The following is a 14,377-nucleotide window of genomic DNA, read 5'->3' on the forward strand; positions in this document are numbered from 1 at the left end:
AAGCTTTTTTATCCGATCCGGTCTTAACTGTAAGAGCCTGTAATTGTGTTTTTTATCAACGGTGAGCCACAGCGTGGAACGCGCCTTTCATCATGATCAACAGCCTGTCAGGCAGGGCAAACCGTAAGGACGGGACGATGGATAACAAGTTTGAGCGGGCTTCTGCGGCATCGGGGATAGCCGCAAACTATATCAATGCAAAAGGTGAACCCGAAGCAATAAGCCAGCAGGTTCGTCAGCGCCTGCTGGCTGCAATGTCTGATGCTGGCAGGACGACGCCAGGTCCGATCCCGGCCTGCAAAGTGTTTACCCGTCGGCGCAGCGTAAAAGTCGATATTGCCGGACGCGGCGAGTATCAGTGGCAGCTGGTGTTGGAAAGCGGACGGGAATACAGTGGCCAGGTAAGTGCGGGCCAGGCGCTGGCGCTGCCGGGCAGCCTGCCGTTTGGCTATCATCAGCTTCATCTTCACCAGGGTAAAAAAGACTGGACGTGCCGGATTATCGTCGCGCCAACGCGCTGCTTCGAGCCTGAACCGCTGCGGCAGGGGGCAAAGCTGTGGGGTGCCTGCGTGCAGCTCTACACCCTGCGGTCCGAAAGTAACTGGGGGATGGGTGATTTCAGCGATCTGAAACTGATGCTGGCGGAGCTTGCCGATCGCGGCGGCGCCTTTATTGGACTCAATCCAATTCATTCGCTTTACCCTGCCAGCCCGGAAAATGCCAGTCCGTACAGCCCTTCATCACGGCGCTGGCTGAATGTGCTCTATATCGACGTAGCGGCGGTGCCGGACTTTCAGCAGAGCGTCGCGGCTCAGCGCTGGTGGCAGCAAAAAAACACCCAGGCGCAGCTGGCGAAGGCCAGGCAGAGCGACTGGGTGGACTACTCCCGGGTGGCAGAGCTGAAAATTGCCGGCCTGCGGCATGCCTGGCAGCAGTTTGAGCAGCGTACAGCGGATGACCCGGCCGTTAGCGAATTTGAGGCGTTTATTGTCGATGGTGGATCAGGTCTGTGGTGGCAGGCGACCTACGATGCGCTGCATGGTGCGATGCTGCAGGAGGATGCAGCACGCTGGGGCTGGCCAGCCTGGCCGGAGGTGATGCAGGATCCCGGCGGCCAGGCGGTGCAGCAGTTTTGTCAGCAAAATAAGCGGGAGATCCGCTTCTGGCTCTGGCTTCAGTGGCTGGCCGCAGGCCAGTTTGACGCCTGCTGGCAGCTTAGCCAGCAGCGGGGGATGCCGGTAGGATTATATCGCGATCTGGCGGTTGGCGTTTCAGAAGGCGGGGCGGAAACCTGGTGCGACAGAGCGCTCTACTGCCTGGGGGCGTCGGTTGGCGCGCCGCCGGATATCCTCGGCCCGCTTGGGCAAAACTGGGGGCTGCCGCCGATGGATCCGCATGTTATGGCCGCGCGCGGCTACCAGCCCTTTATCGACATGATCCGAGCCAATATGGCGAGCTGCGGCGCCCTGCGCATCGATCATGTTATGTCAATGCTGCGCCTGTGGTGGATCCCCGCCGGGGAAACGGCCAATTTTGGTGCCTATGTCCATTACCCGGTGGAGGATCTGCTGGCGATCCTGGCGCTGGAAAGTCAGCGCAACCAGTGCATGGTGATCGGGGAGGATCTGGGAACCGTCCCACAGGAGATCGTCGCCCTGCTAAGGGACAGCGGTATCTACTCGTGGAAGGTGCTCTATTTCGAGCAGCAGGATAAGGACAGCTACCGTTCCCCCGAGGCCTGGCCACGGCAGTCAATGGCCAGCGCCACGACACACGACCTGCCTACGCTACGGGGTTTCTGGACGGCAGATGACCTGGCGCTGGGCGAGCGGCTGGGGCTTTACCCTGACAAAGTCATCCTGAACGGACTTTATGAGGACCGCGCCCGGCAGAAACAGGCCCTGCTGAATGCGCTGCATCAGTATGGCTGCCTGCCAAAGCACAGCGGCAAAAAGGCCAGCCGGATGAAAATGAGCCACGAACTGAATCGCGGCATGCAGCGATTTATCGCTGATAGCGAAAGCGCTTTACTCGGCCTGCAACCGGAAGACTGGCTCGATATGGACAAGCCGGTTAACGTCCCCGGAACCACCGAACAGTACCCCAACTGGCGGCGCAAACTGAGCGCCACGCTGGAGGAGATGTTCGCCGACCCGCGCGTTAACCGCTTAATCAAAGACGTTGATCGCAGGCGGTGACGTTTTAGTAGAAAGAGTGCTCGCCGCGCTGATGCTCGGTCAGGTCGCGCACGCCCTTAAGTTCAGGGAAGGCCACCAGCAGCTCTTTTTCGATGCCTTCTTTCAGGGTTACGTCAACCATGGAACAGCCGTTACAGCCGCCGCCGAATTGCAGAATAGCGTAGCCGTCTTCGGTAATTTCCATCAGCGAAACCTTGCCGCCGTGGCTGGCCAGCTGCGGGTTAATTTGTGCCTGTAGCTGGTACTCCACGCGCTCGATAAGCGGGGCGTCATCACTGACCTTACGCATCTTGGCATTGGGGGCCTTAAGCGTAAGCTGAGAACCCAGATTATCGGTAACGAAGTCGATTTCAGCGTCGTCCAGGTACGGTGCGCTCAGTTCGTCAACAAAGGCCGAAAGCTTGTCGAACTTAAGTTCAGTATCGGTGGCTTCAATGGCATCGGGTGGACAGTAAGAGACGCCACATTCCGCGGTCGGCGTACCCGGATTAATAACGAATACGCGGATCTGGGTGCCCTCTTCCTGTTTCGAAAGCAGTTTTGCAAAGTGCTCTTGCGCAGAATCAGTAATTCGGATCATGGCGATTGCTCAATAGTTGACTAATTTAGTTGGTTATAATACGCCCATCGCCGACGCTCTACAAGGTTCGGCACAGGCACCATATCTCTACGCTCGCCGCACCGGCGGCCAGCAGTATGCGGCTAATTTCCTGAGCGGTACTGCCCGTGGTGACCACATCGTCCAGCAGAGTGATATGCCGCTCCCTGACGTCAATTTCAACCCTGAATGCACCGCGTAAATTACGCCGCCGTGCAGATGCAGTTAAGCGGTGCTGGATTTTTGCCTTACGGGTGCGTTTAAGAGCTGCGGGGAGATAGCGGCAGCCGCAGCAGTGGGCCAGGTAGCGGGCGATGTCATCCATCTGATTGAAGCCCCGCTGCCAGGCCCGATTCTTCTGTAACGGTACCGTTATCATCACATCAGGTCTACGCAGCCCGTGCTGACGGCGGGCGGCGAGCCAGGCGAGCAGCAGCATCCTGGCCAGCATCAGCGAAAGCGCGGTGACGCGGTAAAACTTCAGGCGCTTAACCAGCGCCTTAATGGGCGGCTGCCAGTCGCAAACCGCAACGATCCTGCTCCAGGCCGGGGGGCGGACCAGGCAGCGACCACAGGGGGTTCTCTCATGCAGAGCGGGCAATCCGCAGCGTGGGCAGCAGGGGGGCAGACGGGGCAGGTGGCGCAGGCACAGGCTACAGCAGCCATGATGGGCGATGGCTAACGGCATCTGGCATAGCCAGCAGAGGGCAGGGATTGATAGCATAGCGGCCTCCATGGCAAAAACAGGATATTAACGGATGACTCAGCTTTACTGGCAGACTATCGGCGACGGCGATCGCGATCTTGTGATGCTGCACGGGTGGGGGCTGAATGCGGGCGTATGGCAGCATCTCATTGCACGGCTCAGCCCTCATTTTCGTCTGCATCTGGTCGATCTTCCGGGCTACGGTCGCAGCCAGGCCTTTCCACCGATGCGCGTTGAGGAGATGGTTGAAACTCTGTTGCCGCAGGCTCCTGCGCGGGCGATATGGCTGGGCTGGTCACTGGGTGGCCTGGTCGCCAGCCAAATGGCGCTGCTGCACCCCGGGCGCGTAGCCGGACTGGTTAGCGTGGCGTCATCCCCCTGTTTCACCGCCGAAGAGGAGTGGCCTGGTATCAGGCCTGAAACGCTAAGCGGCTTTCAGCACCAGCTGAGCGAAAATTTTCAGCGCACCGTTGAGCGGTTCCTTGCCCTGCAAACGCTGGGTACGGCATCGGCCCGTCAGGATGCGCGCCTGTTAAAGAGCGTGGTACTGGCCCTGCCATCCCCGTCGGTTGAGGTATTGAATGGCGGGCTGGAAACGCTGCGCACCCTCGATCTGCGCCAGGAAATGTTGACGCTCAGCGTGCCGCTGCTGCGTATTTATGGCGCCCTTGATGGCCTGGTCCCGCGCCGGATAGCGCCAGTGCTGGATAAAGCCTGGCCCGGCAGCCGGTCGGTTATTATTGAAAAAGCGGCACACGCGCCCTTTATTTCCCACCCGGACGTTTTTTGCGAGCGACTTAAGGAATTCGCCTTTGAAATCCCCCATTAATTTTCGCTTACAAAACTGGCAATTTATTCATTTCCGGTGATAATCAGTGAGGTGAGCAGAGGCGCTTACTTTTTACCTCTGAGCTGTCCAGGGAGCGGGCCCGGGTTTCCTCCCTGTCTGATCATCAAGCGGCTGCTTATTCCTTACAACAATATTAACTGGAGTATCTTTGATGAAAATGATTAAAACTGTTGCGATTGCTTTAGTGATGGGTTCTGTTTCTTTCGGTGCCTTTGCGGCAAAAGAAGTCACCAAAGAAGAAGTGAAAAGCATGAAGCTGGAAAAAATCGGCACGGTCAATACGACGGCGGAAACGACATCACCGATGGATGCCAAACATGCGTTATCCAAACTGGCTGATGAGAAAGGCGGTAAATACTATCTGATTATCGCCGGTCGTGAGCACGGTAAATTCAGCGCCGTTGCAGACGTTTATAAATAATATAGCGGGCGGGGTCTACCCCCGCCCGACTTCCCTCAGGCCCGTTGTGGGCAGCTTTTCAGCCACAGCCAGTGCCAGGGGGCCAGCGTCAGTTCAGCCTCGCTCTCTATAATGACATTGTGATAAATATCACGGTAGCGCCCGCTCTCCGGCGGTGACCAGGTTATTTCCCGACTGCTGAGATTGTAAACACAAAGCAGATCCTCCCCCCCCTCAACTGCCTGCCTGCGGAAAATAAACAGGGCATTATCGCTCGGCAGTACCGTCATCGGATTATCAGGATGAAAGGCAGGCTGGCGGATCCGCAGCTGAATCAGTCCGCTGAGTGCGTAATAAACCCGATGGCGCAGCGTTTGCTTATTGGCGAGCGCCGCTTCAATGTCGTGGAGCGCATATTTCTCGCGGTTAACCGCCCGGTTATGCCCCGCCGCCTTAACCCCCGCCATATCATTCCGCGAGCCGAGAATACTCTGAATATATATCGCGGGAACGCCAGGGAAAGCCAGCAGTAGCGCATGCGCCAGCATAAAGCGTTGCAGGCGAATATCGTCACTCTCCTCCTTACTGTTTAGCGCGTCCATATAGGTGACGTTAATTTCATAGGGACTGGCGGTGCCGTCAGGGTTATTTTTATAAGAAATCAGCGCGCCTTCCATCGCCAGATCTCGCACCAGCGACACTATTTCCGTCTCAGGTAAAAGCCCCCTCAGTGGATTCAGACCGATGCCATCATGGGAAGCCAAAAAATTGAAATAGGTGGTCCTGCCGTCGCCCGCTGGCAGCGAGCTTGCCCACTGCTTCAGCGCGCGGGACGAACCGTAATGGATGGCATGCAGTACCAGCGGCGGCAGCGAAAACTGATACACCATCTGCGCCTCGTCCTGCCCGTTGCCAAAATAGCTGATATTGTCCCGGTGCGGCACATTGGTTTCCGTCACAATCACCGTACCGGGTGCGACCTCACCGGCGATAGCGCGAAATAATTTAACCAGCAGATGGGTTTTTTCCAGATGAATGCAGGCGGTACCGGGGGTTTTCCACATATAGCCCACTGCATCCAGCCGGACATAGTCTGCCCCCTTTGCCAGATAGTCCAGCAGCACCTCCACCATCATCACCAGCACCCTGGGATTGGCGAAGTTAAGGTCAATCTGGTCCGCGCTAAAAGTCGTCCAGATAAACCGCGTGCTGCCATCGGCCAGCGTAAAAGGGGTGAGCAGAGGGGAGGTTCTCGGCCGGGTGACGCTGCTGAGGTCGGTCGCCGGGGGCATGCTGATAAAGAAATCATCCCAGCCGGGATCCATTGCCAGGTAGTGTTTGAACCAGGCGCTGTGCGCTGACATGTGGTTGCACACGAAATCAAACATCAGCCGGACGCGCTGATGCAGCGCGGCGACGTCTGACCATTCGCCACAGGCCGGGCTGACCTGATGATAATCCATTACCGAAAAACCATCGTCGGATGACCAGGGAAAAAATGGCAGCAGGTGAACCAGGTTAAAGCTGGCGTGAAGATAGCGCTGATAAAAACGGCAGAAGGTTTGCAGAGTGGGGGCGTCACTTTCACGAAACTGATCGGCATAGGTGATCAGCACCACATCTTTTTCATCCCAGTGTGCCTTGCGCGGGTGGTTGATGGCGCTGCGGGTATGTTGAATGCTTTCTGTCAGCCTTTCCCGACAGGCGGCGGGAAAGGCATGGTCATAGATTTTATCGAGCAGGCTGTTGATAATTTCCATTTTTATACAGTGCGCCACCGCATTTTTGGACAGCTACGTTAACTTTCACTGTAGACCCTGGAAGCAAAACCGCAACTGCAACGAAGCGGCCGACAAGGGCATGAGGCCGCTAAATCAGTGGCAGCTGCCGTTACGGGGGCAGCCGGGGCAGCCCTTTTCAGCAACGGGCCTGACCGCCAGCGGCGATGCAGGGAGCGTGATACTCCGCAGCACCAGCCACAGCACGACATTAAAGGCACATACCGCCAGCAGCACGAGGGTGCTGTACTGAGGATGGTCACTAAAGGTCGCCACCTGATAAAACAGCGTTGCCAGGCACCAGGCCAGGTTCAGCCCCCAGAATATTGAGAACAGCATCCAGCGGCCGCTGCTTTCACGGGCAATCGCGCCCATCACCGATACGCAGGGCACGTACAGCAGCACGAAAATCAGGTAGCTATAGGCGGCGGCATCGTTGGCAAATTTGCTGTGCATCACACCCATCGCCCCGCCGGCCATCTCGCCGTCGCCCTTGCTGGCCTCGACGGGATTAGACAGCACGCTAAGGCTGAACGCCTCTTTTACCCCATCCCAGGTTTCCTGGACCGCCGTCGCCAGCTCCCCGGTCAGGCTGAAACTGGCGACATCAAACGGCTCCTCATGCAGCGCCTGTGCGGTATAGAGCGTATTCAGCGTACCCACTACCACCTCTTTTGCCATTGCGCCGGTGACCAGGCCAACCGTTGCCTGCCAGTTATCATCATGTATGCCCATCGGGGACAGCAGCGGTGTCAGATGGCGGCTGACGCTGGCCAGCGCGGAGTCATTAATCGTGGATACCGGCTGTCCGCTGAACGAGAAGCTGTTCAGGCCGCCTATCACCACGCAGACCAGAACAATCACTTTCCCGGCCCGCAGCACAAAGCTTTTCAGCCGCTGCCAGGTTTGTAATAGCAGAGTTTTCAGGTGCGGAACGTGCCAGGTGGGCAGCTCCATCACGAAGGGCGTGGCCTCGCCGCGCAGAAGCGTATGCTTTAACAGCAGCCCGGTGAGGATGGCCACGGCAATGCCCAGCAGATAAAGGCTGAAAACCACCAGCGATCCCCGCTGACCAAAAAAGGCGGAAGCGAATACCGCGAAGATAGCCAGCCGCGCGCCACAGGACATAAAGGGCGCCATCAGGATGGTCAGCAGGCGCTCACGCGGGGCATCCAGCGTACGGGCGCCCATGACCGACGGGACATTACAGCCAAAACCGACAATCAGCGGCACGAAGGATTTACCCGGTAATCCTATCGCCTGCATCAGTCGATCCATGACAAAAGCGGCTCTGGCCATATAGCCGGAATCTTCCATCAGGGACAGGAACAGGTACATCAGGCCGATTTGCGGCACCAGCGGCATCACGGTATTGATGCCACCGCCAATGCCCTGTGCCAGGAACAGGGTCAGCGGCAGCGGGAAATGCAGCACTGCGCCGATCCACTGTATGCCATGAATAAAAATCGCCGCCGAGCCAATCTCAAATAGCGGCTGTAGCGCCCCGCCGAGATTAATGGCCAGAAAGAACATCAGGTACATCATCAGCAGAAATATGGGCAGTCCAAGCCAGCGATTAAGCACCAGGCTGTCGAGGCGGGCAGAGAGGCGGTCCGGCGTAGCCAGGTGCGTATCCGTTACGGTGCGGTAAACGGCCTCAATGGCCTGATAGCGGGCAGAGACAATCTTTAGCGGGGCATCGTCCAGATTAAGTGCATCAGGCGATCCTGCGGGTGTTGCCACCCGGGCCAGGCTGTAGACATCCCCTTCCAGCGCCTGGAGCGCCAGCCAGCGCTGCTGTACCGGGGGAAGGTTTTCCGGCATGGCGTCGCACAGCTGCCGGACGCGAGCCTCGACATCCGCGGGGTAGGGGATGTTAACGTTACCGATGGAGCGATGAGCGTCGTCAATGGCTTTTTTCAGCCTGTCGATGCCCGTTCCCCGGTTCGACACCATCGGGATCACCGGGCAGCCGAGCTGTTTTTCCAGCGCGGCAACGTCAGGCGCGATATGCTGATTTTCAGCAATATCCAGCATATTCAGCGCAACGATGCAGGGTACCCCCAGTTCCTGAAGCTGGAGGGTAAGGTACAGATTGCGCTCAAGATTGCTGGCATCCACGACGTTGATGACCAGGTCAGCTTCGCCGCTCAGCATATAGCGACAGGCGATCTGCTCGTCAGGCGAGGCCTGTTCCGATACCGTCGTCAGGGAATAGGTGCCGGGCAGGTCAATCAGCCGCACCTTGTGCTGAGCGGTGGTAAAGGTGCCTTCCTTGCGTTCAACCGTTACCCCAGCCCAGTTCCCGACCCGCTGCCGCGCGCCGGTGAGCTGGTTAAACAGCGTGGTTTTACCGGCGTTAGGGTTGCCAATCAGCCCGATGGTATACGTTTTCATCCTTACCTCCGCCTCAGTTCAGGGATTCAAGGCGAAGAAACGCCAGATCTTTTTTACGCAGCATCAGGCTGACGCGGCGCGTTTCGATTTGCACCGGGTCGCCAAAGGGCGCTACGCGCTTTACCTGGAAGGTCGCGCCGGGCAGCAGGCCGTGTGACAGCAGCTTCTGGCGAAACGCGGTATTGATGGTGGGCGAGAAACTAACGATTTTGTAGTGCTGCAAGGGTACAACAGGCATATTTTTACCCCGTGGCGCGGAAAATTGCCGCATCGTGATAATTGAGGGGGGTAATTATAATGAGAATTATTCTCGTCGGTATTGACGCAAAACAATTTTCAGGGGAGTGGGAAGGGCGGATACGGCGATCCGCCCTGGGGTAATGCCGTTATTTTTTGCCGAACGCTGCCGCCAGCGCATCGCCCATAGCGCTATTGCCGGCGGGCTGTGCCGGACGCGGACGGGATTTCGCCGTCGGACGGCCTGCATCACGGTTGTTGCTGGCCGGACTGCGGCGCGGTGAAGCGGCTTCACCCGGCTGTTCGTCCAGACGCATGGTCAGCGCGATGCGCTTGCGCTGCAGGTCAACCTCCATCACCTTGACCTTAACGATATCCCCCGCTTTCACCACCTTATGCGGATCGTCGACAAACTTATCGGAGAGGGAGGAGATATGTACCAGCCCGTCCTGATGAACGCCGATATCGACAAAGGCACCGAAGTTAGTCACGTTGGTAACCGCCCCTTCCAGCACCATACCCGGCTGCAGGTCGTTCATGGTATCCACGCCCTCAGCGAACTGCGCCGTCTTAAACTCCGGACGGGGGTCGCGGCCGGGTTTTTCCAGTTCCCGGATAATATCGCTGACGGTCGGCACGCCGAACCGCTCATCGGTAAAGTCCACCGCGCGCAGGGTGCGCAGCGCCGTCGGATTACCCATCAGCACATCCAGCGACTGTTCGGTGGCGGCCAGAATGCGCTGCACGACCGGGTAAGCCTCCGGGTGAACCGTTGAGGCATCCAGCGGGTTTTTACCCTGGCTGATGCGCAGAAAGCCAGCGCACTGTTCAAAGGCTTTTGGCCCCAGACGGCTCACCTTCAGCAGCTGCTGGCGGTCCTGAAAGCGACCATTCTCATCACGCCAGCTGACGATATTCTGTGCCATCATTTTGCTCAGCCCGGCCACGCGGGTCAGCAGCGGCACCGAGGCGGTATTCAGATCCACGCCGACGCCGTTTACGCAGTCTTCCACGACCGCATCCAGCTTTTTCGCCAGCTGGCTCTGGCTGACGTCGTGTTGATATTGGCCCACGCCGATCGATTTCGGGTCGATCTTCACCAGTTCAGCGAGAGGATCCTGCAGGCGGCGCGCGATGGAGACGGCCCCGCGGATCGAGACGTCCAGATCCGGGAACTCCAGCGCAGCCAGCTCGGAGGCGGAATAGACGGATGCGCCCGCTTCGCTGACGATCACCTTCTGCGCCTGAACCTGGGGGAATTGCTTCTGGACGTCGATAAAGAAGCGTTCGGTTTCACGTGAGGCGGTGCCGTTGCCAATCGCCACCAGCTCCACCTGATGTCGGGTGCAGAGTGCGGCCACCGCGGCGGCCGCTTTCGCCGCCTGCCCGGTATGCGGGTAAATGGTGTCGGTGGCAACCACCTTGCCGGTGGCGTCAACGACCGCAACTTTTACGCCGGTACGCAGTCCAGGATCCAGGCCCATGGTCGCCCGCATCCCGGCGGGTGCCGCCATAAGCAGGTCGTGCATATTGCGGGCAAAAACGTTGATTGCCTCATCTTCAGCGCGCTCGCGTACCGTGCCCATTAGCTCGGTTTCCAGGTGCAGAAGCACCTTAATACGCCACGTCCAGCTGACCACGGCCTTTCGCCAGGCGTCCGCTGGGGCGTTATTCAGCCGCAGGCCAAGGTGGTCGATAATAATCTGCTCGCCGTGGCTTTCGCGCGGCGGCTCGTCAAACTGTGGGTCCGGATTAAGCGATAGCTGCAATATGCCTTCATTGCGGCCGCGAAACATCGCCAGCGCACGATGGGATGGCACGGATGCCAGTGCTTCATGGTGATCAAAGTAGTCGCGGAACTTCGCGCCCTCTTCCTCTTTGCCTTCCGTCACGCGCGAGACCAGGTGGGCATTCTTCCACAGCCAGGCACGTACCTGAGCCAGCAGCGTGGCGTCTTCTGCAAAGCGCTCCATCAGAATGTAGCGGGCGCCGTCCAGCGCGGCTTTGGTATCGGCAACGCCCTTATCGGCATCTACGAAGCGGGCGGCCAGCGTCTCCGGGAGGTGAGATGGATCCTGCCACAGCGTCTCGGCCAGGGGTTCCAGACCGGCCTCAATGGCGATCATTCCACGCGTACGGCGCTTTGGCTTATAGGGCAGGTAGAGGTCTTCGAGTTCGGTTTTGCTCAGGGTGTTGCTGATGGCGTTAGCAAGCTCGTCGGTCAGCTTGCCCTGGTCGCCGATGGATTTGAGAATCGCCTGGCGGCGCTCGGACAGCTCGCGCAGATAGCCCAGCCGGGTTTCCAGCTGGCGTAGCTGGGTATCATCCAGGCCACCGGTCACCTCCTTACGATAGCGTGCGATAAACGGCACGGTGTTCCCTTCATCCAGCAGACGAACAGCGGCATCAACCTGCTCTGTCCGTGCCTGGAGTTCATTTGCAATTATGCGGCTCAGTGATTCTTTCATCATCGGTTACTTTGTGGCTTAAGAGTCAGCGGACAGTTATACGGATTGCGGGCAAAAATTGCCAGCGGCGGGGCGGTAAATCCACGTCATTAGGAATTGTTCACATCAGTCATGCGGCGGGGGTCGAAATCTGTGATATCACGGCGGGAAAAATTAATTTCTGGTTGTTACAGTAACGTATGAAACAAAACCTGTTCCCCCCGGTTTGTTTCAGCGTGAGCCGTCACTGGCGTAGTAAAAGTCGCAGACGGGGTTAAATAAAAAGCAATCGGAACAGGATTTTAATTATAAGAAGGGCGCGGGACGAATTCGATTCGAGTTACACCATGTCAAATTTATTAAGGATAACGGTGCAATATATGACATAGATAATATTCGAGTGATGACCCCTAAACGTCATATTGAAATCCATTAAGAGGATAATTGAGATGGAAAAGAAAACGATTTCTGATTATACCGATGCCGAGTTTTTATATTTTGTCAGAAAAATTTGTAATGCAGACTATGAAACAGAGGCTGAGCATACAAAGGCTGTTCTTGAATTCGAACGTTTGACCGAACATCCTCATCGCAATGGTCTTATTTATCATCCCATGTACGATCAGGATGACAGCCCTGAAGGTATTGTAAAAGAGGTCAGGGAATGGCGGGCTAAAAATGGTAAGCCTGGATTTAAACAAGGTTAATGTGTGGCTTAAGAGTCAGCGGACAGTTATACGGATTGCGGGCAAAAATTGCCAGCGGCGGGGCGGTAAATCCACGTCATTAGGAATTGTTCACATCAGTCATGCGGCGGGGGTCGAAATCTGTGATATCACGGCGGGAAAAATTAATTTCTTGTTGTTACAGTAACGTATGAAACAAAACCTGTTCTCCCCGGTTTGTTTCAGCGTGAGCCGTCACCGGCGTAGTAAAAGCGTCGGCCGGATTAAATAAAAAGTACCCTGGAAAAGGAACTTAAGGATGAGTAAAAAGGAAGGAAACCCGCGCTCGCGGGACATTACCCCCATTTATCTGGGCGACGGAAAGTTTCAGTTTAAGGGCCCCCAGAAAGCCTGCTATTTGACATTAATGAATGGCGGAAGCTGGGCATGGGTTATGGACAGAGGTGACGGGGGCATTGCGTTTTGCATGCCTTTGTCAGACAGGGAAATTAAGCTCGCCCTGGCCATGTTGGGCGTTTCAGAGTCCCCCCGGTATACCCCGGAAACGGTTAAAGCGGCCGAAGCGTCTCTGACTGCTGCTGGCGCGCTGGCGCTGGCGCGAGCCCCGGGCGCGGTACAGCTGGCAATCGCCGGAGAAGGGGTGATGGGTGCTGCCAGTTCCTTGCTGGCCGCGTTAGGCCGGGCCGCCTCGGCTGTGGCCGCAGGCGCGGCAGGCGGCATTGCGATTGCCGCCATTTTCCATTCTCCGGAGGTGGGGGCTGGCAGCGACAGAGTGCCGGGGCGTGATGTCGCTGCGATGTTCGCAATGCCTGCCAGCACTCTGTTACCTAACAGGAAAGGGCTGGAGCCGGGCGTACGGACGGCAGACCTGGCGGTACGCGCTTCGCTGGTGATGAGCAACGGTGAGCTGGCGTTAAAACTGCTGAAAACCGGAGAGGGTGGATTACCGTCGGCGGTACCGGTCCTGACGGCGGTGCGGGATGCAGCGACAGGGCTGGATATGATCACTCTGCCTGCGGTAGCGGGCCAGCCACCGCGGACCATTTTGATCAACCCGGCTCCCGGGCCATCTGCGCCGTCAAATACCGGTAATTCGGCTCCGTCAGTCCCGGTAACGCCGGTGCATACCGGGACAGTGATAAAACCGGTTGGGACGATTCAGATCACCACCACGCCAGTGGCCGATCCGGGCGGGATGCAGGATTTTGTTTACTGGCAGCCGGACGCCAGCGGCAGCGGCGTGCAGCCGGTGTATGTGGTACTTAGCAATCCCCGAAATAGATTGGGTAAGGTCAGTGGTAAAGGTGAACCGGTTGGCGGAGACTGGCTTACTAATGCTGGTAAAGATCTTGGTGCTCCTATCCCGAGCCAGATCGCGGACAAATTACAAGGAAGGGAATTTGCGAATTTTGATGCGTTTCGTGAGGCTTTTTGGAAGGATGTGGGCAGAGATCCTGTATTGATTAAACAGTTCAGGGAAAATAATAAACGAAACTTAATGAAAGGTTACTCTCCTTTCCCTATTCCATCTGAACAAGTCGGGGGACGAATTCGATTCGAGTTACACCATGTCAAATTTATTAAGGATAACGGTGCAATATATGACATAGATAATATTCGAGTGATGACCCCTAAACGTCATATTGAAATCCATAAAGAGGATAATTGAGATGGAAAAGAAAACGATTTCTGATTATACCGATGCCGAGTTTTTATATTTTGTCAGAAAAATTTGTAATGCAGACTATGAAACAGAGGCTGAGCATACAAAGGCTGTTCTTGAATTCGAACGTTTGACCGAACATCCTCATCGCAATGGTCTTATTTATCATCCCATGTACGATCAGGATGACAGCCCTGAAGGTATTGTAAAAGAGGTCAGGGAATGGCGGGCTAAAAATGGTAAGCCTGGATTTAAACAAGGTTAATGTGTGGCTTAAGAGTCAGCGGACAGTTATACGGATTGCGGGCAAAAATTGCCAGCGGCGGGGCGGTAAATCCACGTCATTAGGAATTGTTCACATCAGTCATGCGGCGGGGGTCGAAATCTGTGATATCACGGCGGGAAAAATTAATTTCT

At 56.7% G+C, this 14,377-nt stretch carries 12 protein-coding genes and 1 pseudogene; 7 read left to right on the forward strand and 6 right to left on the reverse strand.

Translation table 11 applies throughout. From position 1 onward, the window contains the following. Positions 1–137: 137 nt before the first annotated feature. On the forward strand, positions 138–2,198 hold the full coding sequence (gene malQ, locus AC4PCC_RS01285; protein WP_492126162.1) for a 4-alpha-glucanotransferase: 2,061 nt from the start codon (positions 138–140) through the stop codon (positions 2,196–2,198). A 4-nt stretch (positions 2,199–2,202) separates the two neighbouring features. Here the strand turns inward: malQ and nfuA are convergent, their stop codons facing one another. Continuing rightward, entirely contained in the window at positions 2,203–2,778 is a 576-nt protein-coding gene (gene nfuA, locus AC4PCC_RS01290) for a Fe-S biogenesis protein NfuA (RefSeq protein WP_492126163.1), read from the reverse strand. 58 nt (positions 2,779–2,836) lie between these two features. Further along, positions 2,837–3,520, reverse strand: a complete 684-nt coding sequence (gene gntX, locus AC4PCC_RS01295; protein WP_492126164.1) for a DNA utilization protein GntX — start codon at positions 3,518–3,520, stop codon at positions 2,837–2,839. Positions 3,521–3,554: 34 nt separating this feature from the next. On the opposite strand from gntX, the gene bioH reads away from it, so the two are divergent. Beyond that, the gene (gene bioH / locus AC4PCC_RS01300) at positions 3,555–4,331 is read left to right on the forward strand and encodes a pimeloyl-ACP methyl ester esterase BioH (protein WP_492126165.1); all 777 of its coding nucleotides are present in this window, start codon (positions 3,555–3,557) and stop codon (positions 4,329–4,331) included. A gap of 172 nt (positions 4,332–4,503) precedes the next feature. After that, entirely contained in the window at positions 4,504–4,773 is a 270-nt protein-coding gene (locus tag AC4PCC_RS01305) for a YdgH/BhsA/McbA family protein (protein ID WP_067699898.1), read from the forward strand. 35 nt (positions 4,774–4,808) lie between these two features. Here AC4PCC_RS01305 and AC4PCC_RS01310 read toward each other — a convergent pair whose 3' ends face one another. From AC4PCC_RS01310 to AC4PCC_RS01325, 4 genes and pseudogenes are all read right to left on the reverse strand, one after another. Beyond that, positions 4,809–6,512 carry an alpha-amylase family glycosyl hydrolase gene (locus tag AC4PCC_RS01310; RefSeq protein WP_492126166.1) on the reverse strand — a complete coding sequence of 568 codons (1,704 nt, stop codon included), beginning with the start codon at positions 6,510–6,512 and terminating at the stop codon, positions 4,809–4,811. 233 nt (positions 6,513–6,745) lie between these two features. Then, a pseudogene (gene feoB, locus AC4PCC_RS01315) lies at positions 6,746–8,927 on the reverse strand (Fe(2+) transporter permease subunit FeoB); the annotation flags it as partial. A 13-nt stretch (positions 8,928–8,940) separates the two neighbouring features. After that, positions 8,941–9,165 carry a ferrous iron transporter A gene (feoA, locus tag AC4PCC_RS01320; RefSeq protein WP_067699889.1) on the reverse strand — a complete coding sequence of 75 codons (225 nt, stop codon included), beginning with the start codon at positions 9,163–9,165 and terminating at the stop codon, positions 8,941–8,943. A 148-nt stretch (positions 9,166–9,313) separates the two neighbouring features. Then, a complete protein-coding gene (locus AC4PCC_RS01325; RefSeq protein WP_492126167.1) occupies positions 9,314–11,635 on the reverse strand; it encodes a Tex family protein in 2,322 nt (773 codons plus the stop codon). A 304-nt stretch (positions 11,636–11,939) separates the two neighbouring features. On the opposite strand from AC4PCC_RS01325, the gene AC4PCC_RS01330 reads away from it, so the two are divergent. The 4 genes from AC4PCC_RS01330 (at position 11,940) to AC4PCC_RS01345 (ending at position 14,225) form a co-directional block, all read left to right on the forward strand. Beyond that, positions 11,940–12,047: a pyocin-S2/colicin E7-DNase domain-containing protein gene (locus tag AC4PCC_RS01330; RefSeq protein ID WP_492127608.1), complete on the forward strand. Its 108-nt coding sequence runs from the start codon at positions 11,940–11,942 to the stop codon at positions 12,045–12,047. Between the two features lie 13 nt (positions 12,048–12,060). Continuing rightward, the gene (locus AC4PCC_RS01335; RefSeq protein ID WP_067710503.1) at positions 12,061–12,318 is read left to right on the forward strand and encodes a bacteriocin immunity protein; all 258 of its coding nucleotides are present in this window, start codon (positions 12,061–12,063) and stop codon (positions 12,316–12,318) included. Positions 12,319–12,595: 277 nt separating this feature from the next. After that, entirely contained in the window at positions 12,596–13,966 is a 1,371-nt protein-coding gene (locus tag AC4PCC_RS01340) for an S-type pyocin domain-containing protein (protein WP_492126168.1), read from the forward strand. A gap of 1 nt (position 13,967) precedes the next feature. Continuing rightward, on the forward strand, positions 13,968–14,225 hold the full coding sequence (locus tag AC4PCC_RS01345) for a bacteriocin immunity protein (protein WP_067710503.1): 258 nt from the start codon (positions 13,968–13,970) through the stop codon (positions 14,223–14,225). Positions 14,226–14,377 lie beyond the last annotated feature (152 nt).

This window comes from Erwinia sp. L03-1 (assembly GCF_058686115.1).

What these genes read in the sequence shown, in the direction of transcription:
- malQ (WP_492126162.1), top strand. Translation starts at nt 138, where the DNA reads ATGGATAACAAGTTTGAGCGGGCTTCTGCGGCATCGGGGATAGCCGCA.
- nfuA (WP_492126163.1), bottom strand. Translation starts at nt 2,778, where the DNA reads ATGATCCGAATTACTGATTCTGCGCAAGAGCACTTTGCAAAACTGCTT.
- gntX (WP_492126164.1), bottom strand. Translation starts at nt 3,520, where the DNA reads ATGCTATCAATCCCTGCCCTCTGCTGGCTATGCCAGATGCCGTTAGCC.
- bioH (WP_492126165.1), top strand. Translation starts at nt 3,555, where the DNA reads ATGACTCAGCTTTACTGGCAGACTATCGGCGACGGCGATCGCGATCTT.
- AC4PCC_RS01305 (WP_067699898.1), top strand. Translation starts at nt 4,504, where the DNA reads ATGAAAATGATTAAAACTGTTGCGATTGCTTTAGTGATGGGTTCTGTT.
- AC4PCC_RS01310 (WP_492126166.1), bottom strand. Translation starts at nt 6,512, where the DNA reads ATGGAAATTATCAACAGCCTGCTCGATAAAATCTATGACCATGCCTTT.
- feoA (WP_067699889.1), bottom strand. Translation starts at nt 9,165, where the DNA reads ATGCCTGTTGTACCCTTGCAGCACTACAAAATCGTTAGTTTCTCGCCC.
- AC4PCC_RS01325 (WP_492126167.1), bottom strand. Translation starts at nt 11,635, where the DNA reads ATGATGAAAGAATCACTGAGCCGCATAATTGCAAATGAACTCCAGGCA.
- AC4PCC_RS01335 (WP_067710503.1), top strand. Translation starts at nt 12,061, where the DNA reads ATGGAAAAGAAAACGATTTCTGATTATACCGATGCCGAGTTTTTATAT.
- AC4PCC_RS01340 (WP_492126168.1), top strand. Translation starts at nt 12,596, where the DNA reads ATGAGTAAAAAGGAAGGAAACCCGCGCTCGCGGGACATTACCCCCATT.
- AC4PCC_RS01345 (WP_067710503.1), top strand. Translation starts at nt 13,968, where the DNA reads ATGGAAAAGAAAACGATTTCTGATTATACCGATGCCGAGTTTTTATAT.